Here is a 23,587-nt window from a genome sequence, read left to right on the forward strand (position 1 = left end):
TAGAGTTGAGTTGAAATTCCTGAACTTGTGATAAAGCTAAATCCAAATCGAAATAATTCAATATTTGAATGAATTCTTTTCGTGTACTTTCATTTTTGGATACTTTACTTCTTCTGAATAAAGTATTAATGTATTTGCAGTACTTTCCTTTCAAAAATATTACCTGGTCTGACCATAATTGAGTTCTTACTAATATTAATAAACACCAATGGAAATTCTTATCATTTTCTCGATATAAAATTTAACAAAAGATCAATGAATTTGTTGTGGTGATTGAGTAGTGAATAAGTTCTGGAAGGTGGCGTATGTAGCAGTGCAGTAGTGCTTTGTTGCGATTTTATTAGTTGTACTTCAAAATGATTTATTGGCACTTCTGAATTACTAAATCCCTTTATCAAATTTATTCGAAATTTATCAATTGATGAACAATTATAAGACCAAAATTTTATGTAGTAAAGACATAGTTAATCTATTTATGTAAAATTTATTCATGTGTGATGGTTAATTTGAAATTACCACTATTAGTGAAATTGTATTGTAAATTATAGCTATTGGATTAACTTCTGAGAATTAAATTGAATAAATTAATTTTGAAGGAATATCTGTTATTAAAAAACTTCACTTTTTACTGACGTTAAACACACTTTTGCCCATTACGAAACTAACCTGTTCTTACCGCAGTTGCTTCTTAAGTTGAAGGTGAATTGCATTTAATCTGTAATGGTCATGTTGGAAATGCCAAATCGCATGATGACATACATATGCAAAGAGTGTATTTTCAACAAAGCGATCTAATTGCTTCTTGTCTCTTTTTAATTTAAAAATATGGCTAATTATATTTCAGTTTGATTTGATGTCTTTACATATTCATTTTGAAAAATTAGTGTCTAAATAAGATACTAATCGTTGCTGAAATTGTGTGTAATTTATTTTAATAAAAAATTAACGCAATCGTAAGAGGTATATTATCAGTAAGTTAAAGGTTGGATGATAGTTAATTATTAATTTGTTATTTTCCATTCTCGAAAGTGTAACAGTCTCTTTATCTGAATAATATATGGCTTACTTCCCGATACAAAAGTTCTTAAAGATGTTCCCTAAGACTTCGTCAGTGCTAATATCACCAGTGATCTCACCAAGGAAGTGCAGGCATTCGCGAATGTCCTGAGCAAGGAAATCGGTAGGAATTTGGCTTTCCAATCCATTTGAGACTCTCTCTATGCTTCCTAAGGCATTTTTAAGAGCTTCAAAATGGCGGATGTTGGTAACAATTACATCCTGTTCGTTTACCTTACCCATGTTCACCGATTTTAGCAATTCATTGGTTAGGGCATCAATATTTTGTTTTTGCTTGGCAGAGATAAACAAGATTTTATCTTCCACTTCCAGTCCTACAAGTCTTTTTGCAATTTCTTGAGGGTTTTCAATCAGATCGATCTTATTGATACAAATCACAAGGTGCTGAGTATCACGGTCTATGGTTCTGTTAACCGCAGCAATCGATTCGTTTACCTTATCAATATCTTTGTCGGCATCTACCAAAAGCATTACAATTTGTGCCTGCTTCATCTTGCTATAAGTACGTTCAATACCCATACTTTCGATTCTATCCTGAGTGGTTCGTATACCTGCCGTATCGATAAATCGGAAGGTGATTCCTCCAAGGTTAATGGTATCCTCAATCACATCTCGGGTGGTTCCCTCAATATCAGAAACGATGGCTCTGTCTTCGTTTAGAAGGGCATTCAAAAGAGTCGATTTTCCAACATTGGTATTTCCAACAATGGCAACCGGAACTCCATTTTTAATCACATTCCCCAATTCGAAAGAGTTTACCAATTTCTCGATTAAGGATTTGATTTCATTCACCAGATTGTTCAATTGGGTACGATCGGCAAATTCTACATCTTCCTCACCAAAATCCAATTCCAATTCAACCAAAGAGATGAAATTGAGTAATCGTCCACGTAAATTGGCAATTTCGCTGGAGAATCCACCTCTCATTTGTTGCAAGGCTACTTTGTGAGCAGCCGCAGAATTAGAGGCAATCAAATCGGCCACAGCTTCGGCTTGCGATAGGTCCATTTTACCATTTAAGAAAGCTCTTTGAGTAAATTCTCCAGGATTTGCAGTACGAGCACCATTCTTAATCAAGACCTGTAAAATTCGATGCTGAATAAATGGCGCACCATGACAGGCAACCTCTATACTGTTTTCACCAGTGTAGGAGTGAGGTGCCTTAAACAGGCTAACCAACACTTCATCGATAATTTCATCACCATCCTGAATGGTACCAAAGTGCACTGTATTGGCTTTTTGTTCGTTTAGGTTTTTTGTCTTAACCGGATGAAATACCTTTTCGCAAATAGATATAGCATTTTCTCCTGAGAGGCGCACAATTGCAATCGCCCCATTACCGGGAGCAGTTGAGATTGCACATATAGTAGATTGATCAATCATAAACAATGTGATATTAATAAGAAGCAGAGGATAGATCCTTCTTCCGAATTTGAATCTACAAAGATAAGCGAGATTTGTGAATTAGAAATGAAGAATGATAAATTAATAATTCCAACACTTTTCTCTATAAAGCTTTTTCCTTTGAACTTTTACTTTTCGCCTTTCTCCCATTTTCTTTAACCTTTCTCCTTTTTACTTTCTCCTTTCTCCTTATCCCTTTCTCCCTTGAACTTTCCCCTTTTACTTTTTCTTGAATTTGAGATTTGGTGTTTGAAATCTTGAAAAGCAAGATCTAACAGCTCATTATTATTCAACTTTCTTTATCCTTAAAGCTTTTGCCTTTCTCCTTTGAACTTTACACTTTCTCCTTTCACTTTCTCCTTTATACTTTCTCCTTTATACTTTCTCCTTTGACCTTTTACTTTTCTCCTTTATACTTTCTCCTTTGAACTTTACACTTTCTCCTTATCCCTTTCTCCTTTGAACTTTTCACTTTTTTCCAGAAGCTTATTACTTGAAGCTTGCCACTTGCCACTTGCCACTTGGAGCTTGTTACTTGGAGCTTGTTACTTGGAACTTGAAGCTTGCCACTTGCCACTTGCCGCTTGTCTTTGATACAAAAATCCCCACATCTTGGTATTGCCTCTCGAATAGAATACAATTAGTTTTGTGTAATCATTCTAAATAAGTTAAGAATATGATTTACAATAGAACCTCAAATGGCTCCTTGTTTCGTTGCGATTCCTGCCAGTCCATTCATATGGAATTCAACAATATGAACATCAACTTTACGACAGAAGAGAAATACCTTCAGTTTGCCGATTACATCCATGAGATAAGTATTGATGCAGCACTACAGCAAAATGCTCATTCACCATATCAACGAAAGATTGTGATTCCCATTGGAGGTGGCGGATGCAACTTCATGCTTCATCCAGGCGAATTGGAGGATTTAAAGCGTCTATGCATTTCCAATTTGAATAAGAGCATTGTTTCGCTTGGTGAATTAAAAATTGACTACAGCCTGAATTAGTGCATTGACCTTTTATTTTCTATGGGATTTCCTGTCTATTTTTCTAATTTTGTCCGTTCAGTAAAGATTTAGAATAAGATGAAAAATATAAGTGGACGTTGGTCGTTTAACGAAGATTTTGGTTTCGGCAAAGATGTAGGATTTGCAGAATTTACTCAAAAAGAGGATCAGTTGAGTGGAGTTGTTGTTTATACCGAAAGAATAGAGGGAGAAACGCCATTCAGAGTAGAACAACATGTAGAAGGAACTTTCGACGGTAGTAATTTTAGCGTTACAGGTACTAAAGTTGAGCTTTTAGACTGTGAAAAGGTCTTTGAATACAACCTGGATACCTGGGAAGGAATCTTAAATGCTAAAAATCAGATTGTAGGGCACAGTCACGACGATCACGATTGTTTTGGCGTGTTTGTAATGGAGCCAATTGAGCTTCAGTCGGAGAATAAATAAAGAAAAAAAGTTTACTAAAATTTAAAGTAGATTTCGTATTGCTAATCAGTCAATTGTTGTTGAAAGTGCTATAAATAGCGACATTCAGACATTATTTTAATGCCAAAACATTTGGAGGCAATGGAAAAATGTATCATATTTGCACCGCAATCAACGCAACGCGGATGTGGCGTAATTGGTAGCCGCGCTAGACTTAGGATCTAGTGCCTTCGGGCGTGGGGGTTCGAGTCCCTTCATCCGCACTCGAGCAAAAAAGGATCAACGAAAGTTGATCCTTTTTTTTGTTTTTATGTCCCGTCCTGAAATAAGAGCCTGAAGGGCTCAAATATTTATAGCCCGGGGTAAGGGAGCGTTAGCGACTGTCACCTCGGGATAATGCGAATTTTCACATCCGTCGCACTAGCAAGTGTGAAATAAAGGGGATAAGTTTCCTGCGACGGAATAGTAATCATTACGAGGTATCCGCAAAACAAATTGCGTATCGATCAATAATTTACAGCAAAAAAAAAGAGCCATTCAGGCTCCCTTTCTTTTATCTTGAATAGCATTCCAGATGTATTTTTAACTCATTAAATTGAAAATAGCTAGAGCAAAAAGGTAGAATCGTAAAAAACGGAACAATCCAAACATCAGATATCTTTTAAAGCTAAAATTGATCATTCCTGAGGCGATACTCACCATAGAAAAAGGAATGGGAAGCAATGCACCAATAACAATTAAAAATCCGCCCCATTTCTTTATATGAGCAATATGCTTTTTCATTTTTCCCTCTAATGCCTCTTGCAGGAAGGGAATTTTAACAATGGCTTTACCAATAAAGTAGGAAACACACCCACCCAAATAGGAAAGTAGCGCTAAAAAAGACAAGTGTACCATCGGATTGGGTAATGTTTTTACCCATGCAATGAACAATTCAGGCGGAATCAAGCCCAATATCGATTCGGAAACAAAAAAGAGCGAAAAGACACCAAATCGAGAATAATCTTTTGTTTTCTCGGTGAATAAGCTATCTAAATCCAATACAAAATGATCCAGTAACAAAAGTGTACCAATGATAACCGCAAAGGGAAGAATCACTTTTTTAAGACTTTCGATGATAAACTGGTAAAATCCGGTATAGGAATAATACTGATGAAGTAGCAAGACACGTGGCTTGCGATTTTTACGCTCAAATTGTGTTTTCATATAATACTTGAATAAGGCAGTAACTGCCACTTTATGATATGTACATACCAATTTAGAATAGCATTTTGCTATTGATCATTAAAAATTTGATTGCGGGGATTAGATTCGATTAGGAATCAATAGTGTAGGTAATATGCTTTACTTTAAGCCTTTGGGGGAGGCGAGTCAATATCTTCAGAAGAATTGTCAATGCCCAGTATTCTATTGAGAATACCATATTTGTTGTTCAGAATCATCAATTTGGAAAGTATGTTGGACATGTCTAACTCCTCAGCTTCTTCCTTATCTGTTTCATCCGAAACATCCGAATTTTCGTTATTTGTATCAATAAGCCCAATGCACGATTTTCCATCCACACGCATAAAATTCTGTATCACCGGAAGCGATAACAGAAAAACAGATAGAAGGAGTAGTAATAAAGACTTTTTCATTGATTTTTTTCTTCGTTACACAAATGTATCAAAAAATTCCACTTAACAATAGGTCGAACTCTTATTTAGACAGGAAAGTTAGTGGAAATAGGGTTTTCCCCCATACGATATAGGTTGATTCCTGTTTCGCTTGATTGCTGCAGCTCATACTTTTGTAAATAAAAATTGAGACATGCAGAAACTGGAAAAAAATAACTCAAACAATCGCATTTTAATTCTTGCAGATTTCTCGGAAGGTGGTTGGACTGCAGCCCGATTTGCAATGGAACATCTGTATCAGCCGGGAAGTATAATTTATATTCTTCAAACCTGGCAGAAACCTTCTTATGGTAGCTCAATGGTACGGGATCTTACATCCATTTTACAGAACATTACCAATAGCGAGTTAAAAGCATTGAAAAGAAAGATGTTGAGTATCTATCCGGATCTTGAGAAGGACATTCATTTGCTTTCGGTTGAAGGTGAATTGAGTCAGTTTTTCGAAAGTGATGCCTACTTGAATCACCAATGGCAATTGGTTATGAGTACGAAATACAAAAATGGAGAAACCAGCAAGAATCCACGCTTTACCGAGATAATCGATCAAGTGAATCAGCCACTTTATCTGTTAAATGATATCGATTATGTGGACAATATCCCAAATGTATTTTTAATGACCAGTAATAAGATGGTAAGTTCAGAGGTACTAAATGTTTTGCAGCAAATAAATGCAAAGCAATATTCCAACATTCAGGTTTGCCTCGAGGATGATACAATATCTCAGCTAACGAAAGAGAAGCAAATAAAATTGGTGTCGAATGTCTGTACCAACAGTAAGTTACGTTTCTCAAAACTATGTAGTGATAATGGTTTAAACCAGATAAGGGAATACGAACGAAAGAGAATTCCAAATCTGATGATATTTGATAAAAACCGCAACAGGAAAATCCAGAACAAGCTTAAAAACTATTTAGATCGTTGGTTGGTGAAAAGCAAGGGGATTAGTATCGGAACTTATTAATTGAAAGAGCATGAGAGCAGGAAATATCTATAAAATAGTAGTGCCTATAAGTTTGAAAGGAGATAGTGAGCAAGCATTAAAACAAGCTCTGTTTTTATGCAAAAAGACGAAATCGACACTTACTCTTTTACATGTTGTGCCATCTGATAAAAGCATATTGCGCGTAATGCGTTCCAACATAAATAAAAGATTACAAGCTAGGGGAATGGTTCGTTTAATACGCTTTGCCAAATTATTCTTTGAGGGTAAAATCCCGAATAACATTCATTTAAAAGTAGAGATTGGGAATCATGTAGAATCGATTATTGATTTTGCCAATTCTGAGAGGTTTGATTTATTGGTTCTTAATTCGGGTAAGAGGATTCATAATTTATCATCAAGATTAAAAAGGCAAAGCGTAGAACGAATTGTTCGGGAGACCATATGTCCCGTAATATCGGTAAACGATAGATGGACGAATAGGGGCGTCAGGGACATTTTGGTTCCCATTGATATCACCAGAAAATCGAAAGACTTAATCGAATGGTGCATTTTTATGGGACAAACTTTTAATGCCAGAATTGAATTACTAGCAGCTCTTACGGTTAAAATTGAACTGAAGAGAAGTTTGGCTTACCGTAAGACACAGATCATGAAAAACTGGATTGAAAGAGATGGAGTGAGCTGTAAGGTAGAAATTGTGGAGAGAGAAATGAGCAGCAGAATAGACACCACCCTGGAGGAATTGAAGTATCGCAAGGCGGATCTGATCCTTATAAAAGGACATAGGGATTTAATATTTAGCGACACCGAAGGGGAAAGAATGATGTCGGAAATCATAAAATCTTCAAAAGTGCCAGTAATGAGCTTAGGGATAGAATTCGAAGAGTTTTTTACAGATATTATTGGCGCGAACTCACAAAAGAAAAACGACAGAATTCCATTTTATATGTACGAGAAAAAGGAATACAACAACAATCACTGATAATAAGAGTCAAGTAAGAAAATCATAACAGATAATTGAATATTGGGGAATACGCAATTTGATTTTCTTAAGGAAAGCTTCCAGATTAGAATAATATAATGCAAACATAGTTAGACGAAGGAAGCTTTCCATTTTGACTTTTAATGAAAAACATATTAAATGTGCAGTTTAATATGGAAAGTGGGTTTATTTAGTATTCGATTTATTTTCTAAAAGGAGGCAAAAGTCGGAAAAGAGATGAATAATATTTATAAATTTGTTAATCATCCAATGCAAACCTGTTTATGAGTATCAAAAGAAACATTCGTATCAAACAAAAAATTGCAGGCATACTAATCATCTTTAGTTTGTTCTCTTTTGGTGGCATTCTTTACACGTTCAGTAGCAGTGCAAAGCTCGACAAATCCCATGTAAAATTGGTCGAGAACTCAGAGAAAATAGAAATAGAAGTCTTCAATGTCAGAATTTATTTGAATGATAAGTTTGAGGTTGATGGTGAAAATAATAGCGACTTGCGAAATTCAGGATTGGATAATGCAAATGCTTATATCCAGGAAATCGAGAAAATGATTTCTGAATCGAGAACCTACCATTCCGAAGGAGAAAAGAATCTTTTAGACAATTTGCTCATCCTTAAGGGTGATATCGAAAGAATTCGAAAATCGATAGATGAATCGGATTCACATATTCCTTACTTCGATGAATTCACTTCAGAATTCTCCGTTTACGAAAAGTCATTGCATCAATACATTAACGAAACCAATTATCGACTAAAAAGAGAAATCTTTATACTCTTGTTTGGGATTTTTATAATTCTTTTGGTGAGTCTTGCCTTAATAATTCGTTTGATGAACTCCCTAATTAGAATCAACAGACAACTGGTTCGCAATACCATGAAAGTGGAGCAGGGAGAACGAAAGCGAATTGCAATGGATTTGCATGATGGATTGGGAGCACTTTTGTCGAGCATTGGAATGTACAGTAAAATTCTGGAGAAGGAGTTTAAAGCGAATGAAATAGTTGCCGGAAGATTGAATCAGATTACACAACTATCCAAACAGGCACTAGATACAGTGGGAGAGGTCATCAACAATTTAAACCCATCGGTTTTGAATCGCTACAATCTGGTTGAATCCCTCGATCGACTTTGCGACAAGATAAACAATGCCGGGAAATTAAATTTGGTATTAGGTACCGCCAACTTAACAGGACAGCCACAAAAAAGTACAGAAGTTATTCTGTATCGGATTTGCAACGAGCTAATAAATAACACCTTAAAGCATGCTTCAGCCACTGAGGCAATACTTCAACTATCCGGTCAGAAATCTATCTGTTTAAAGTATTCGGATAATGGAAAAGGATTTGATAAAAACAATGTTTCAAGTGGAACAGGACTTAAAAATATAACGGATAGAATCGATTCTATTGGAGGATTATATCGTATTAAAAGTTCACCTGGTAATGGATTTTCAATTGAAATTCAAGTAGAAATTAGCAAAGTAAAATAAGTCATATGGAAGCGATTAAGGTAATATTGGTTGATGACCATAAAATTTTTAGAGACGGGTTTCGTCTGCTGCTGCAGAGCTTTTCGTATGTGGAGGTTATAGGAGAAGCATCAAATGGTAGTGAGTTACTAAGCATGTTGGACTCTCATTCTCCGGATATCATATTTATGGATATTAACATGCCTCATGTAGATGGAGTAGAGGCGAGTCAGCAAGCGCTTGAGCGTTTCCCGGATTTAAAAATAATAGCCCTAACCACTTTCCTTGATGATGATTATTTGGAGCAAATGCTCATGGCTGGGGTAGAAGGGTATATGCTTAAAAGTGCAGAAATTGAGGAGTTTGAGAAAGCCATCTTAAAGGTTAATGCAGGAGGAAACTATTTCTCCGATGAAATTGTAGCTCTCTTATCTGATAAATTAAATACTTTACGAAAACGTAAGAAGCAACAATCCGAATTGCCTAAATTTACGGATAGAGAGTCTGAAGTATTGGCACTGATATGCAAAGGTTTTGGGAACAAGCAGATTGCAGAAAACACATTTTTAAGCCCTAAAACCATCGAAAAACACAAAAGTAGTTTGTTTCAGAAAACAGGAACTTACAATACGGTTAATTTGGTGATTTACGCCTTTAAACACAGATTAATTAAAGACTAAAATTCTAATTCCGAAGTAGGGATTTCCCCATTGTTTAGCCGTATTGCTTCCGGTATTTTCGTATTTCATTTAAAAGCTCCGTTGCTTGAATGAAGATAGAAAAGAAGAGAGGTAGATATGATTAGATTTATTAAAAAGAAGAGATTATTTGACAGGATAAAAGATCCTTTGGTAGAGTTCGTGCGTTTAGAGGCATTCGGTGGAATTGTTCTTATGTTCTTTACCATTTTAGCCATTGCCTTGGCGAATTCAGAATTTGGTGATTCATTTTTAGCATACTGGAAAGGCTATTTCGGTTTTCATTTTGGAGACTGGGAATTGTCTAAAACTTTGTCGCATTGGATCAATGACGGTCTAATGGCTATTTTCTTCTTTGTAGTCGGCTTGGAAATTAAGCGAGAGCTATTAACAGGAGGGTTGTCAAGCATGAGAAAGGCAAGTTTGCCCATATTTGCTGCAATTGGAGGAATGCTTGTTCCTGCATTAATCTATTTGATATTCAATCAGCAGGGAAACGGTACTCATGGTTGGGGAATACCTATGGCTACCGATATTGCATTTGCTTTGGGTATCTTAATGCTATTGGGAAAACGAATTCCACTGGCACTTAAACTTTTGCTTACTTCTATTGCAATTGTTGATGATATAGGTGCGGTGCTGGTTATTGCCTTGTATTATACAAGTGAAATAGATTGGCTGTATTTGCTATATGGTGGGGGTATATATGTTGTTTTGTGGTGCTTGAATTTAATGAAAGTCCGAAATATTCCGGTTTTTCTTATTCTAGGTTTATTCCTGTGGTATGCTATGTTGAAATCAGGTGTACACGCTACCTTAGCAGGAATCTTATTAGCTTTTACCATTCCGGCAAGAGCCAGTCGTAATGTATTTGAATTTATTCGATCAAATACGGTATTGTTAACACAATTGGGAGGAGAGAATTCCAATAATATTATAAAGTTTGAAGAAAAGCATGTTCAGTCTTCTGTAAATGCGATAGAGGAGAATTGCAATCAGGTAATTTCACCCTTGCATAGATTAGAGCATTTGTTTCATCCATGGGTAGCTTATTTAATTGTTCCTTTGTTTGCTTTTGCCAATGCAGGTGTAATTGTTGATGCCAAGTTAATAAGTGATATCGCAGAACCTGTTTCATTAGGAATTATTTTTGGATTATTTATAGGTAAACCATTGGGAATCTTTTTGTTTTCATATGTAGGAGTTAAATTAAAATTAGCTCAAATTCCTTCTGAAGTTTGTTGGTCGCAAATACTTGGAATAGGTTTCTTAGGAGGTATTGGTTTTACCATGTCTTTCTTTGTATCACAACTGGCATTTACCAATGAAGAAGTACTTAGTTTGGCAAAATTCGCAGTTCTTATTGCCTCACTTGTATCGGGGGTAATTGGCTTTTTAATACTAAAATTATTTTGTCGCAAATGAGCGAATAATTTTTCATAGATCAGTATTAGTTTTTTTGAATAGCCGAAACACTGTTTCGGCTATTTTTATTTGAGAAATATTAAATTTTATTTCACTTGTTAAATCAATTGTTTATCAGTTGGTTTTGTTCTGTAATGCCTGTTTTTATTGATGTTTGTGAAATTTATTTTATCAAAATATTTTGGAGGAATGGAAATAATCCCCATATTTGCACCGCAATCAACGCAACGCGGATGTGGCGTAATTGGTAGCCGCGCTAGACTTAGGATCTAGTGCCTTAGGGCGTGGGGGTTCGAGTCCCTTCATCCGCACAAAAAGGATCAGTATTTTACTGATCCTTTTTTTTATTTGCTAATCTGTCCAAACAAATAGGTTGTCCGTACAATAAATTTTGAATTTAGTGCAAGTCTTCTCAACTTAGCTCATCTGAAATTTAAAATTGAATCATGCGAAAATTAGTATTCCTTCTTACATTATGTATTTCCTTAAGTGGATTTTCTCAAATGCCACAAGTTTCAAGTGGATCTATCATCAGATTTGAACAGTTTGAATCGAAGTATGTAGAAAATAGGAATGTGGATGTCTGGTTACCAGAATCTTATTCAAAAGATAAAAAATATGCTGTTTTATACATGCATGATGGACAAATGTTATTTGATGCCAATACCACATGGAACAAGCAGGAATGGATGGTAGATGAAGTGATTTCAGGCTTAATTAAGGATGGTAAAATAAAGGAATGCATAGTAGTAGCACCATGGAATGCGGGTCAATATCGTCACAGCGATTATTTTCCTGAAAAGGCAGCAAATTTCCTTTCGGATGAGCTCAAAACCCAACTTAAAAATGGTTTGATGGGGGATTTTAGGGCAGATGAGTATTTACTGTTTTTAACCGAAGAACTCAAACCCTTTATTGATGACAACTATTCAACATTATCAGATCAAAACAACACTTATATTGCAGGTTCTAGTATGGGTGGTTTGATTTCCATATATGCCATTTGTGAATATCCAAATGTATTTTCAGGAGCAGCTTGTATATCCACCCATTGGCCAGGAGATACAAAAATTACTAATGATTCAATTCCGGAAGCATTTTATTCATATTTAAACGAGAATATTCCAAATCCAAAAGATCATCGAATCTATTTCGATTATGGAACCGAAACCCTCGATAGTTTGTATAAACCTCTTCAATTAAAGGTCGATGCAATAATGAAAAAGAATGGATTTGACAAGTCGAATTGGATAACCAAAGAATTCGAAGGTGAAAATCATTCTGAAGCTTCCTGGAGTAAGAGATTACACATTCCAATCACATTCTTACTGAATAAATAGATTAGCTTGTAGTAACAGGAAGTAAGATTTAATTAGAGGCATTATCAATGCTTGTGTCTTCAGCAGAATTCTTTGTATCTTAAATGATAAGAATTTAAAAGTTGTTCAAATGAATGATACTCAAACTCTGGATGAAATTTTAAATATTGAGCACCCAATTTTGGTAGCTCCAATGTTTTTGATATCTAATACAGAGATGGTGATTGCAGCATTAAATTCTGGTTGTACAGCCGCATTTCCTGCACTAAATTATAGAACGGATAAAGAGTTGCGAAATGCGATTAATGACATTAAAAATGCCTCAGATAAAGCATTTGGAGTGAATCTAATAGTAAATAGAAGCAATCCCAAGTACAAATCACAACTGAGAACTTTACTAGAACTGAATGTTGATTATATAATTACTTCTCTGGGAAGTCCCAAAGAAGTGATCGATTTATGCCAACCACTCGGAATTAAAGTGTTTTGCGATGTAACAGACTTAAAATATGCTAAAAAGGTCGAAGATTTGGGAGCGGATGCTTTAATTGCAGTTAATTCAGGCGCAGGTGGACATTGCGGGCAGTTAAGTGCTAGTGAATTAATTAAGCAATTAAAGGAAAATACAAAATTGCCGATAATTTCAGCTGGCGGAATCAGCAACTCTAAAGAAATTAGAGAAGTAATGGACTGGGGAGCTGCTGGAGTCTCGGTAGGAACCATTTTTATAGCATGTAAAGAATCGAGGATTGCAAAGGAATACAAAGCTGCCATGATTCAATATGGTAGCAAGGACATTGTTAAAACCAGCAAATTAACCGGAAGTCCATTAACAGTAATAAATACGCCATACGTTCAAAAAATTGGAACAAAGATGACCATTTTAGAATGGCTGGTAAATAATAGTAGTTTATTTAAAAGATATGCGAAAATGATATTAGCCTGGAAAGGGGTGAATAAAGTAAAAAAAGCTGCTTTTAAGGCTGGATATCAGAATGTATGGTGTGCAGGACCAAGCATTGAATCCGTTCATCAAATTCGATCTACCTCTGAAATAATAAATGATTTGATTCGCCAGTAATTACCGGATAGCAATTTCAAACCCTTCGCTATTCATCCAATTTTGTTCCAATGCAGTATCTGCAATTTTTTGTAGACGTGAGTCAAACTCGTTTCTGATACCATTTTCATGGATATAAGTTATAGCCTCATTAAAAGATTTAAGCATGCTCTTGTAAAAAGCTTCTTGCTTTACATATTTTTCCGAAGAGTAGGTTTGGGCTATTTCAATATGATAAAGCATTACTTCGGCAATTAAGGAAGCTTCCACACCCAATCTTTTAAAGTGACGAATGTAATTTTGAGCTACAGATCTACGCATTTTTGCCTTTCTGCGATTAACCGGAAAGTACTCTTTAGAAATTTTAAATTTACATTCCTCCATCAACTTATTCTCATTTGGATTAAATGCAAAATCATAAAACTCCTTTACATCTTTAAAACGTGCATACAAATCGACAATTTGTTCTTGAAGTTGTCTTTTATTTAATTCCTGTAGGTATAATTTAAGATCTCTTTTGCTCATAAGTAGTGAATTATTTTACAAAGTTAAAACACAAAATTGATTTAACCTTGATATAGATTATAAGTTATGCAATAATATGGACTAACCAGTTGTATGAGTTGAGTTTTATCTTTAATTCAAAAAAGCATGGGGTATTGTATGTAATTCGTTTGAAATCAACTATTTGTTTAATTTTAATTAACGGGAATAGCACTCTTACAACTGCCTATGTAATCAATATGAATGTTTGTCATTAATTTTAGTCGTTATGTGTAAATTACATAAGAATTGAGCAAATAGTTCATTAGCTTTAATTGTGTAAAAAAATATGACTCACAAATAAGTTATGTTTTTAATTATACGGAAACCCAAATACTCTCTTATTAGCGGATATACTTCCGTTTATGCCTGGATATTAATAATTAATACATTCCCAATATCGTGAAACTAAATATTGGTTCAAAAAGAAATCAGAAAAAGATATTTACTAACATTAGTTTGTATGATATGCTTTTTGATTTGAATTTTGTAGTTAGCCAAATTTTGGTTCTAAGTTTCTGTCAAATTCTTCTAGATAGAAGCGTAAAATTCGATATGAAAATTCAATTAGAATAAAAACTTTATGTAATTAAGATAAAGAATTAGGTGAAACCGAACAACCACAATTATCCAATAATATTCTTTATCAAAATATTCACTTTTACCTAAAATTTCAATTATGAAAAAAATCATGTTTATGTTTTTAGCTGTGGTATTAACCGCAGGTATAACTTTAGCTCAGCAAAATAATTCGAATGTGGAGCAAAGTGGAACTCAAAACGATGCTGCAGTTGAGCAAGTTGGCTTATGGAATATGAGTGATGTAGAACAGATTGGAGATGACAATACTGCTGAAGTTACTCAAAATGGTATCCTCAATTATTCAGAAATCTTCCAATTAGGAGTTGGAAATATTGCAGTTGTAAATCAGGATATCTCTAATACATCCTATGTTACACAATTTTTTACTTTTGATAATATTGCAATGGTTGATCAGTTGGGATTGAACTACTCAGAAATCAATCAGGTCTTTGGAGAAGACAATATTGCTATGGTTACTCAGGAAGGAATGAACTACTCTTTAATCAATCAATTTTTCAGTATTTGGGTTGAGGCATATGTGGAGCAGTACGGTTATTTCAATGAGTCATATGTAAATCAAATGAGTGTTTGGGATATTGCAAATGTTCTACAAGTTGGAAATTGGAATCAGGCTTACGTTGAGCAAACCAATAATTTTTGGTCAGAGGCTTTAATCAACCAGTTTGGAGATGACAACTGGGCAAAAGTTGATCAAATGGGCGGTATGGTTGATTTTGGTGGTATTCTTCAGTTTGGCGAATACAATGCAGCAAGAATCAAGCAGTATTACGGTTACGCGAACTGGGCTGGAGTTATTCAGGATGGATACTGGAATTTGGCTGACGTTTATCAAGGTGGTGGATCATTCAATAGCTCTTTTGTTGAGCAAACAGGATATGACAACTGGGCTTTCACAACTCAAATGTATGGTGAAGGTAATGATATCGAAATTGAGCAGTACTATGATGTAAATACTGCATATGCAACACAGTATGGTGGAGAAGCAAATTCAGCTTACATAGGACAATTAGGTCTTTGGAATTGGGCAAAAACTTACCAGGAAGATGGTAATGACAATTATGCAGGTATTGCACAAACTGGAGTTGCAAATGAAGCACTTATCAGACAATTTAGAGGTGATAACAACTGGGCAGGTTTAGTTCAGGTTGGTGATTTTAATATCGCTGAAGCACTTCAGGTTGATGGAATGTATAATGAAGCTTACTCAAAGCAAGACGGTAATAATAATGCAGTTGGTATGGTTCAGATAGATGGCGCGAGCAATTGGACAACTGTTTATCAAACTGGAGATGACAATTGGTCGTATTCTGAGCAAATTAACGGAAGAGAGAATGAAATTGTTGTAAATCAAAATGGAGTTGGCAATATGGCTGAGACGTACCAATTTGGTGGTGGTGCTACTTTAGCTTTGGTTAATCAATTTGGTGAAGGTAATTACTCTGGTATTCAGCAAGAAAATGTTGTTGCTTCATCAGCTGACATTTTCCAGGTTGGTAATTTTAATGAATCTGTTGTTATGCAGTTTGATGGTGAATACAATACAGCTACAGTAACTCAGTATGGAGATTACAATTATTCAGGAATACTTCAGGATGGTTCAAACAATACAGCAACAGTTTATCAGGAAGGATTAATGGAAAGTAGTTTGGTTCTTCAGTATGGTAATGGTAATACTGCAACAGTAACTCAATCTGATGCACCAATTATTCCATAATATAACTAATAAAGAAAAATAGAATGTTACATTCTTATTTTCTGCAAATTTTCAAGGATTTCGATATTTGTGTGGTTGTAAATTTCGAAATTGAATTTTGGTTTTAAATAGTGATAAGGAACGCTTAAGAGCGTTCCTTATTTTTTTGAATCGATAAGGTACAATGTCGAGTTAATTATCGATTCTTACACTTAACTGCCTATGTTTAGTGTTGACTTATTGTCGGGAATTATTTCTCAAGAAATTGATGAATAGAAAGAGCTGTTTTTCTTCCGCTATCTATCGCTCTAACGACCAAACTTGCTCCCGATGTTGCGTCACCAGAACAGAATATCTTGGTGTTAGAAGTTTGTCCATTACTTTTTGTTTTAATATTTCCTTTAGGATCTAAATCTAATCCCAATTCTTTTACCAAACCTTCATGAACTGGATGAACAAATCCCATTGCAAGTAGTACCAAATCAGTTTCAATTATTTCTTCAGAACCTGGTATTTCTGTCATTTTAAATTGTCCATTTTTATCTCTTGACCATTCAATTTGACAAACTACCAGACCTTTTAATTCTCCGTTTTCTCCTTTAAACTCTTTAGAGCTGATAGCCCATCTTCTTTTACATCCTTCTAAATGAGAACTTGAAGTTCTTAATGTATCAGGCCAATATGGCCAAGGATTGTTTTCTTTTCTCTCTTCAGGAGGTTTTGGTAAAAGTTCAATTTGAAGAACAGATTTGGCTTTCTGACGAACAGATGTTCCAACGCAGTCGGAACCAGTATCGCCTCCGCCAATAACAACGACATTTTTTCCTTTTGCTGAGATTCTTTCCTCTTTAGAAAATTCATCACCACGAACTACTTTATTTTGTTGCTTTAGGAAATCCATAGCATAGTGTACACCTTCCAATTCACGTCCTTTAATTAGTAAATCACGTGGTTTCATGGCACCTATGGCTAAACAAATTGCGTCGTACTCTTTTTCTAAATCAGCAAATGAAACTTCAACTCCAACGTCTTGATTGGTTTTGAACTCAATACCTTCTTCAACGAATAATTCTAATCGGCGATCAATAACATGCTTGTCTAGTTTAAAATCTGGAATACCATATCGAAGTAATCCTCCAATTGCATCATCTTTTTCGTAAACTGTTACCGAGTGACCCGCTTTATTTAAAAGATCAGCAACCGATAATCCAGCAGGACCAGAACCGATTACAGCAACTTTTTTGCCAGTTCTCTTTTTAGGAGTCTGCGCTTTAATATAGCCATATTCGAATGCCTTTTCAATAATAGAAGCTTCGTTTTCCCGAATAGTTACCGGGGCGTTATGCAATGCCAGTACACAAGATTTCTCACATGGTGCTGGACATACTCTACCAGTAAACTCAGGAAAACTGTTTGTTGAATGCAATATTGAGCTAGCTTCCTCCCAATTTTCGCGATATACAGCATCCTGCCATTCTGGAATTTTACTCGAAGTAGGGCAAGCCCAATGGCAAAATGGTATTCCACAATCCATACATCTTGATGCCTGATCAATTCTATCTTCAAGGTTAAGTGTTTGTTCAACCTCGCCAAAATCTCCAATTCTATCTCGTACCGGGCGATAGCCGGCTTCTTTTCTTTTTATTTCTAAAAAACCTTTCGGATTTCCCATAATTGTTCAATTTACAGTTGTCAGTCAACAATTATCAATTAGCAAAATATCATTGCTAACCGATAATTGGGAACTGTTTATTGATTTATTCGTGTACCTGTGTTTGAGCCTGTGCCTTCTTCAATTTGCGATGAATTTTTCTCAGCTTCTTCTCTTCCAATACCTTCTTGTATTCATAAGGAATAACCTTCACAAAATGTGGCAGATATTCTTCCCAATGGGTTAGTATTTTAGAAGCTACACTACTTTGAGTTAACATCAGATGTTGATGAATCATTTCTTGCAATTCATGGATATCTTGAAGATTCTCTACCGGTTCAAGTGCTACAAGACTCTGGTTGCAGAAATAATCCAGTCGTCCTTCCATATTAAGAACATAGGCGATACCTCCACTCATACCAGCGGCAAAGTTTCTTCCTGTAGGTCCAAGAATCACTACACGTCCACCGGTCATGTATTCACATCCGTGATCACCAACTCCTTCCACAACAGCTTTAGCACCCGAGTTTCTTACGCAGAATCTTTCTCCTGCCATTCCTCTGAAGTATACCTCTCCACTAGTTGCACCATATAGGGCAGTATTACCAATTATGATTTGATGCTCAGGCTTGAATTTGCTTTTAACAGGAGGATTTACAATGATTTTTCCTCCGGACAAACCTTTACCGATATAATCGTTAGAGTCACCCTCTAACTTGAAAGTAATTCCTTTTTCAAGGAAGGCGCCAAAACTTTGTCCTGCAGATCCTCGGAATCTACAGTGAATGGTATCTTCATCGAGTACTCGCTTAGGCTTTAATGCAGCTACTTTTCCCGATAACATAGCACCAGTGGTACGATCTGTATTGGTGATTTTTTTATCAATCCAAACTTTCTCGCCATCATGAAGTGCTTTTTCTGCCTGTTTTATCAAATCATGATCCAATACTTCTCCAATTGATTTGATTGTAGCATTAACTCCATTTAGTTCATGACCATCTGTTTCAGGTAAATGGAATAAATTCTGAACGTCAATTGTTTCAGCTTTCCATTTCTTGATATCTTTTCTTTTTACCAGTAGATCAGATCGCCCAACCAAATCGTCAAACTTACGAATTCCCAGTTCTGCCATAATTTCACGACAATCTTCTGCAAGGAAAGTAAAGAAGTTAACCAGCCATTCCGAGCGCCCCAAGAATTTCTCTCTCAATTCCTTATTTTGAGTAGCAATCCCAACAGGACAGGTATTTAAGTGACATTTACGCATCATCACACAACCTAATACAACTAATGCACTCGTCGCAAATCCGAACTCTTCAGCACCAAGCAATGCCATCGAAACAATATCTCGACCGGTTTTTAACTGTCCATCGGTTTGAAGTTTAATTCTACCTCTTAAATCGTTTAAGACAAGAGTCTGTTGGGCTTCAGCCAATCCAAGCTCCACAGGTAAACCTGTATTTTTAATCGAGCTTAAAGGACTTGCTCCAGTTCCACCTTCAGCACCACTAATTACAATTAAATCAGCATTAGCTTTGGCTACACCTGCAGCTACAGTTCCGACACCATTTTCCGATACTAACTTCACACTCACACAAGCTGTTGGATTTACATTTTTTAAATCGTAAATCAACTGTGCCAAATCCTCAATAGAGTAAATATCATGATGTGGAGGAGGGGAGATCAGCGTAATTCCAGGAGTTGAGTTTCTCAACTTGGCAATAATCTTATCTACCTTAAATCCCGGCAACTGTCCACCTTCACCAGGTTTAGCACCTTGAGCAACTTTAATTTGTAACTCGTCAGCATTTACCAAATATTCGGTGTTTACACCAAAACGACCTGAGGCAATTTGTTTGATAGAACTTCTCGCACTCGAATAAAAACGCTTAGAATTTTCACCACCTTCGCCAGTATTACTTCTGCCACCAATTTTATTCATGGCAATAGCCAATGCCTCGTGAGCTTCTTTCGAAATAGAACCATATGACATGGCACCAGTACAGAAACGTTTCCTGATATTTTCAACAGATTCTACCTCGCTAATGTCAATCGGATTTCTCTTGAAATCGAAATAGCCTCTTAAGAAATTTGGTTCTCTGGTTTCTTTATCTACAATTGCCGAATACTCTTTAAATTTCGCGTAATTATTTGTTCTTGTAGACCATTGCAACAAGCCAATAGATTGAGGATTCCAACTGTGTGGTTCACCATTTTTACGATAGTGAATACTTCCATTGCTATTTAGTAAATCTTGATTCTCGAAAGGATCTTTTTCTGAAAATGCTTTTGTGTGATGACACAATATTTCCTCTGAAATCTCCTTTAAACCAACTCCGTCAATACGAGAACTAGTACCAGTAAAGTATTTGTCAACCACTTCTTTACTTACACCTAATGCCTCGTATATTTGAGCTCCCAAATAACTTCCAATGGTTGAAATACCCATTTTTGACATTACTTTAAGTAATCCCTTATCAACTGCTTTAATGTAGTTTTTACGAGCAGTTTTGTACTCTAAACTCAATCTGCCATCCTTTACAAGTCTATCAATTACAGCATAACTCATATAAGGATTAATAACACTGGCACCGTAGGCAATTAGCAAGGCAAAATGGTTTACTTCACGAGCTTCAGCAGTTTCAACCACCAAACCAATTTGCATTCTTTTTCTTTTCTTTATCAGATGATGATGAACAGCTGCGGTTGCTAGCAGAACAGGAATTGGAGCCATTGATTTGCTCACATTTCTATCTGTTAATATGATATAGTTTTTATTGTCATCAACAGCTTTCTCTGCTAATTGGCACAACGAATCCAATGCATCTTCCAAGCCTTTTCCATTTTCCGCAGCCTTAAAAAGAATGTCGATACTAGCATGTCGAAACTCTTCGTGTCTAAGCTTTTTGATTTTTCCAAGATCGGTATTGGTAATCAATGGACTTTTGAAACGAATTAACTTACAATGTTGAGGAGTTTCATCCAATAAATTCTTTTGAACTGCTCCTATGTAATTTGTTAAATCCATGACTAAATTCTCACGAATTGAATCAATTGGAGGATTGGTTACCTGAGCAAACAGTTGTCGGAAATAATTGAACAGCAACTGAGGCTTTGGTGATAAAGCAGGAATGGGTGAGTCATTTCCCATAGATCCTACAGGTTCTTGCCCAGCAGACGCCATTGGTAGAATAACTCTTTCAAAATCTTCCTTCGAGTATCCAAATGTGGTCTTGCAAATTTCAAATTGATCACCAATATCCGATGGAACTCGTTTCTCAACCGGAATGGCTTTAAGATCTAAACGATTCTCTTTTAACCAATTTTGATACGGGTTTCTGTAAGTCAATTGTGATTTTACTTCCTGATCAGGGATTATAATTCCCAATTGAGTATCAACCAAAAGCAATTTTCCAGGCTTCAATCTGCCTTTTTCCTTTATTTCCTCTGCTTTAAATTGTTGGATTCCTACTTCAGAACCCATTACAATCATATCATCCTGGGTGATAACATATCGGGAAGGGCGTAATCCGTTTCTATCCAAAGTTCCACCAATATAACGACCATCAGAAAACACCAATGATGCAGGTCCATCCCAAGGTTCCATAAAGGTTGAATGATATTCATAGAAAGCTTTTAAACTATCTGGAATTGGGTTCTTTTCATTCCACGATTCTGGCACCATCATACTTAAAGCATGTGGTAAACTTCTTCCAGTTAAAAACAGGAATTCCAATACGTTATCGAATGATGCAGAGTCACTTTTATTGGGTTCTACAACAGGGAATAATTTCTTGATATCCTCACCATACATTTCAGATTTAAGCAACGATTCACGAGCTTGCATCCATAAACGGTTTCCTTTTATGGTATTAATTTCACCATTGTGGGCAACGATTCTGAATGGTTGAGCTAAATCCCATGATGGAAATGTGTTGGTACTAAAGCGAGAATGAACCATGGCAATTGCCGATTCCATACGTGAATCTTGTAAATCTCCATAGTATGGTCCTAATTGATCACTGGCAAACATCCCTTTATATACAAGTACTTTCGAAGAAAGACTTGGAATGTAGAACATCCCTTTCTCTTTCATTTTTGTAGCTCGAACATAACTTTCGGCTTGTTTTCTTGCCAAATACAAGCGTCTCTCCAAATCATCCTGCTCGTAGTTTCCTCCAACAAAAATTTGTTTGATTACTGGTTCCGATTGTCTTGCAATTTCTCCAATTGCATTTGTGTCTGTTGGCACATCACGTAATTGAAGAAATTCCAATCCCTCTTCTTCTAAAATCTGAATGAGAACTTCAATACAAAATTTTTCTTCGGTCTCATCTTGTGGTAAAAATAATAATCCAGTACCATATTTTCCAGGTAGAGGAAGTTTGATACCTAACTTTTTGTAATAGGAGTGAGGAACTTGCATTAAAATTCCGGCACCATCACCACTAACATTATCCGCACCTCGAGCTCCTCTGTGTTCCATATTCGATAGAACTTCAAGACCACGTGTGATGATTTCGTACGATTTTTTTCCTTTGATATTGGCTACAAAGCCAATTCCACAATTGTCATGTTCATTCATAGGGTCGTACAGACCCTGCTGGCTTGGTCTTAGGTTTCGCATAGGCATATATTAAGTGCGAAGCCAGGTAATGATTTTTTCTTTATACGAAGGAATAAATTCAAAGCTACCTACGAGTCCCCAACTCAATAACTTTTAGAACGACACAATGAATCCGATTGTCGTTATCCTTGAAAGAAACATACAAAAAGAGGTAATGATTTTTCTGTTTTTCTAATCCGTTGTCACAAATATAAATCAAAATAAACCTGAAAAACAAGTATTATTGTTTAGTTTGATTACGGAAACGATTGTAATTGATGATTTTTATCATGTTTTTTCACGCAAAGGTTTTCGTGATAATCAGTAGATTAAGAATATTCCTTCTATCTAAGTGAATTTTTTAATGAAAAATAATACGATTGAGATATGTTTAATTCAAATCAGTACAAAACAAAAATAATATCCGTTATGGATATTATTTTGTTTCAACTACAGGTTGAACTCTTAAAAATTTCAATAGTAATTTTTCAATCCAGCGTGGAAGATATTTGCCAATTTTTGTAATAAATTGCTTACCTAAAATATAGAGGGAAGAATAAAAAAACACTTTATTCAATACGTAAACTGATACAGTGAAAAAGACAACTTTATTAGTACCGGAAAGAATAAATGGTAAAGAGAGAGTAAGAATGAAAGTAATAACAGCTAATCCAAACAACACAAATCCAACAACTTTTTTCAACTCCATAATTATTTTGATTCTTTAAATTTTAACATTTAAATCAATTCTACGGCACAATTTATAAATGGTTATTAAAAAATCGATATTTAAAGTGTTAAAAATCATTAACTAAAAGGGTTTTGTCAACATAAATAAGATAAATGCATCTTAATTTATTGAGTGTACATGCAATTGAAGTATATCAAATAAGAATATTGTAGTTCGTTATAAAAATATCATTTTTCAAAAAAGAGCTATCTTATTGGATAGGGTAAAGTTAATAACTAATAGTTTTTTGTA

General features: G+C 35.5%; 17 protein-coding genes and 2 tRNA genes. 12 read left to right on the forward strand and 7 right to left on the reverse strand.

From position 1 onward, the window contains the following. Nucleotides 1–1,062: 1,062 nt before the first annotated feature. Complete coding sequence (gene mnmE, locus GCQ56_RS08205) at nucleotides 1,063–2,460, reverse strand: tRNA uridine-5-carboxymethylaminomethyl(34) synthesis GTPase MnmE (RefSeq protein ID WP_152733978.1); 1,398 nt, start codon at nucleotides 2,458–2,460, stop codon at nucleotides 1,063–1,065. Nucleotides 2,461–3,157: 697 nt separating this feature from the next. Here mnmE and GCQ56_RS08210 point away from each other — a divergent pair. The 3 genes from GCQ56_RS08210 (at nucleotide 3,158) to GCQ56_RS08220 (ending at nucleotide 4,182) form a co-directional block, all read left to right on the forward strand. After that, nucleotides 3,158–3,493 (forward strand): DUF6686 family protein, encoded by a 336-nt coding sequence (locus GCQ56_RS08210; RefSeq protein WP_152733979.1) that lies wholly within the window; start codon nucleotides 3,158–3,160, stop codon nucleotides 3,491–3,493. A 78-nt stretch (nucleotides 3,494–3,571) separates the two neighbouring features. Continuing rightward, a complete protein-coding gene (locus GCQ56_RS08215; protein ID WP_152733980.1) occupies nucleotides 3,572–3,940 on the forward strand; it encodes a hypothetical protein in 369 nt (122 codons plus the stop codon). A gap of 160 nt (nucleotides 3,941–4,100) precedes the next feature. Further along, a tRNA-Leu gene (locus tag GCQ56_RS08220) sits at nucleotides 4,101–4,182 on the forward strand. Nucleotides 4,183–4,501: 319 nt separating this feature from the next. On the opposite strand, the gene GCQ56_RS08225 is transcribed toward GCQ56_RS08220, so the two are convergent. Then, nucleotides 4,502–5,125, reverse strand: coding sequence for a YqaA family protein (locus tag GCQ56_RS08225; protein WP_152733981.1), 624 nt, complete (start codon nucleotides 5,123–5,125; stop codon nucleotides 4,502–4,504). A 143-nt stretch (nucleotides 5,126–5,268) separates the two neighbouring features. Beyond that, nucleotides 5,269–5,556: a hypothetical protein gene (locus GCQ56_RS08230; RefSeq protein ID WP_152733982.1), complete on the reverse strand. Its 288-nt coding sequence runs from the start codon at nucleotides 5,554–5,556 to the stop codon at nucleotides 5,269–5,271. Between the two features lie 172 nt (nucleotides 5,557–5,728). On the opposite strand from GCQ56_RS08230, the gene GCQ56_RS08235 reads away from it, so the two are divergent. From GCQ56_RS08235 to GCQ56_RS08270, 8 genes are all read left to right on the forward strand, one after another. Further along, complete coding sequence (locus GCQ56_RS08235) at nucleotides 5,729–6,556, forward strand: hypothetical protein (protein ID WP_152733983.1); 828 nt, start codon at nucleotides 5,729–5,731, stop codon at nucleotides 6,554–6,556. A gap of 10 nt (nucleotides 6,557–6,566) precedes the next feature. Further along, nucleotides 6,567–7,520 (forward strand): universal stress protein, encoded by a 954-nt coding sequence (locus GCQ56_RS08240; RefSeq protein ID WP_152733984.1) that lies wholly within the window; start codon nucleotides 6,567–6,569, stop codon nucleotides 7,518–7,520. 284 nt (nucleotides 7,521–7,804) lie between these two features. Further along, entirely contained in the window at nucleotides 7,805–9,028 is a 1,224-nt protein-coding gene (locus tag GCQ56_RS08245) for a sensor histidine kinase (protein ID WP_152733985.1), read from the forward strand. Nucleotides 9,029–9,033: 5 nt separating this feature from the next. Further along, on the forward strand, nucleotides 9,034–9,687 hold the full coding sequence (locus GCQ56_RS08250; RefSeq protein WP_152733986.1) for a response regulator transcription factor: 654 nt from the start codon (nucleotides 9,034–9,036) through the stop codon (nucleotides 9,685–9,687). A gap of 117 nt (nucleotides 9,688–9,804) precedes the next feature. Then, nucleotides 9,805–11,130 (forward strand): Na+/H+ antiporter NhaA, encoded by a 1,326-nt coding sequence (gene nhaA, locus GCQ56_RS08255; protein WP_152733987.1) that lies wholly within the window; start codon nucleotides 9,805–9,807, stop codon nucleotides 11,128–11,130. A gap of 229 nt (nucleotides 11,131–11,359) precedes the next feature. Then, a tRNA-Leu gene (locus GCQ56_RS08260) sits at nucleotides 11,360–11,441 on the forward strand. Nucleotides 11,442–11,576: 135 nt separating this feature from the next. After that, nucleotides 11,577–12,470, forward strand: coding sequence for an alpha/beta hydrolase (locus GCQ56_RS08265; RefSeq protein WP_152733988.1), 894 nt, complete (start codon nucleotides 11,577–11,579; stop codon nucleotides 12,468–12,470). 76 nt (nucleotides 12,471–12,546) lie between these two features. Further along, nucleotides 12,547–13,530 carry a nitronate monooxygenase family protein gene (locus GCQ56_RS08270; protein ID WP_299993474.1) on the forward strand — a complete coding sequence of 328 codons (984 nt, stop codon included), beginning with the start codon at nucleotides 12,547–12,549 and terminating at the stop codon, nucleotides 13,528–13,530. Here GCQ56_RS08270 and GCQ56_RS08275 read toward each other — a convergent pair whose 3' ends face one another. Continuing rightward, complete coding sequence (locus GCQ56_RS08275) at nucleotides 13,531–14,034, reverse strand: DUF6155 family protein (protein WP_152733990.1); 504 nt, start codon at nucleotides 14,032–14,034, stop codon at nucleotides 13,531–13,533. It abuts the gene before it with no gap. Between the two features lie 697 nt (nucleotides 14,035–14,731). On the opposite strand from GCQ56_RS08275, the gene GCQ56_RS08280 reads away from it, so the two are divergent. Next, a complete protein-coding gene (locus tag GCQ56_RS08280; protein WP_152733991.1) occupies nucleotides 14,732–16,369 on the forward strand; it encodes a hypothetical protein in 1,638 nt (545 codons plus the stop codon). Between the two features lie 229 nt (nucleotides 16,370–16,598). Here GCQ56_RS08280 and GCQ56_RS08285 read toward each other — a convergent pair whose 3' ends face one another. From GCQ56_RS08285 to GCQ56_RS08295, 3 genes are all read right to left on the reverse strand, one after another. Further along, nucleotides 16,599–18,020, reverse strand: a complete 1,422-nt coding sequence (locus GCQ56_RS08285; protein ID WP_152733992.1) for a glutamate synthase subunit beta — start codon at nucleotides 18,018–18,020, stop codon at nucleotides 16,599–16,601. A gap of 85 nt (nucleotides 18,021–18,105) precedes the next feature. Next, the gene (gltB, locus tag GCQ56_RS08290) at nucleotides 18,106–22,626 is read right to left on the reverse strand and encodes a glutamate synthase large subunit (RefSeq protein ID WP_152733993.1); all 4,521 of its coding nucleotides are present in this window, start codon (nucleotides 22,624–22,626) and stop codon (nucleotides 18,106–18,108) included. Between the two features lie 415 nt (nucleotides 22,627–23,041). After that, complete coding sequence (locus GCQ56_RS08295) at nucleotides 23,042–23,308, reverse strand: hypothetical protein (protein ID WP_227006030.1); 267 nt, start codon at nucleotides 23,306–23,308, stop codon at nucleotides 23,042–23,044. Between the last annotated feature and the right edge of the window lie 279 nt (nucleotides 23,309–23,587).

It is taken from the genome of Marinifilum sp. N1E240 (assembly GCF_009295825.1).
Lineage (GTDB): Bacteria > Bacteroidota > Bacteroidia > Bacteroidales > Marinifilaceae > Marinifilum_A > Marinifilum_A sediminis.

Coding starts and splice junctions, on each gene's coding strand:
- GCQ56_RS08285 (WP_152733992.1), bottom strand. CDS start 18,020: ATGGGAAATCCGAAAGGTTTTTTAGAAATAAAAAGAAAAGAAGCCGGC.
- GCQ56_RS08225 (WP_152733981.1), bottom strand. CDS start 5,125: ATGAAAACACAATTTGAGCGTAAAAATCGCAAGCCACGTGTCTTGCTA.
- GCQ56_RS08280 (WP_152733991.1), top strand. CDS start 14,732: ATGAAAAAAATCATGTTTATGTTTTTAGCTGTGGTATTAACCGCAGGT.
- nhaA (WP_152733987.1), top strand. CDS start 9,805: ATGATTAGATTTATTAAAAAGAAGAGATTATTTGACAGGATAAAAGAT.
- mnmE (WP_152733978.1), bottom strand. CDS start 2,460: ATGATTGATCAATCTACTATATGTGCAATCTCAACTGCTCCCGGTAAT.
- GCQ56_RS08210 (WP_152733979.1), top strand. CDS start 3,158: ATGATTTACAATAGAACCTCAAATGGCTCCTTGTTTCGTTGCGATTCC.
- GCQ56_RS08235 (WP_152733983.1), top strand. CDS start 5,729: ATGCAGAAACTGGAAAAAAATAACTCAAACAATCGCATTTTAATTCTT.
- gltB (WP_152733993.1), bottom strand. CDS start 22,626: ATGCGAAACCTAAGACCAAGCCAGCAGGGTCTGTACGACCCTATGAAT.
- GCQ56_RS08250 (WP_152733986.1), top strand. CDS start 9,034: ATGGAAGCGATTAAGGTAATATTGGTTGATGACCATAAAATTTTTAGA.
- GCQ56_RS08245 (WP_152733985.1), top strand. CDS start 7,805: ATGAGTATCAAAAGAAACATTCGTATCAAACAAAAAATTGCAGGCATA.
- GCQ56_RS08230 (WP_152733982.1), bottom strand. CDS start 5,556: ATGAAAAAGTCTTTATTACTACTCCTTCTATCTGTTTTTCTGTTATCG.
- GCQ56_RS08265 (WP_152733988.1), top strand. CDS start 11,577: ATGCGAAAATTAGTATTCCTTCTTACATTATGTATTTCCTTAAGTGGA.
- GCQ56_RS08275 (WP_152733990.1), bottom strand. CDS start 14,034: ATGAGCAAAAGAGATCTTAAATTATACCTACAGGAATTAAATAAAAGA.
- GCQ56_RS08240 (WP_152733984.1), top strand. CDS start 6,567: ATGAGAGCAGGAAATATCTATAAAATAGTAGTGCCTATAAGTTTGAAA.
- GCQ56_RS08215 (WP_152733980.1), top strand. CDS start 3,572: ATGAAAAATATAAGTGGACGTTGGTCGTTTAACGAAGATTTTGGTTTC.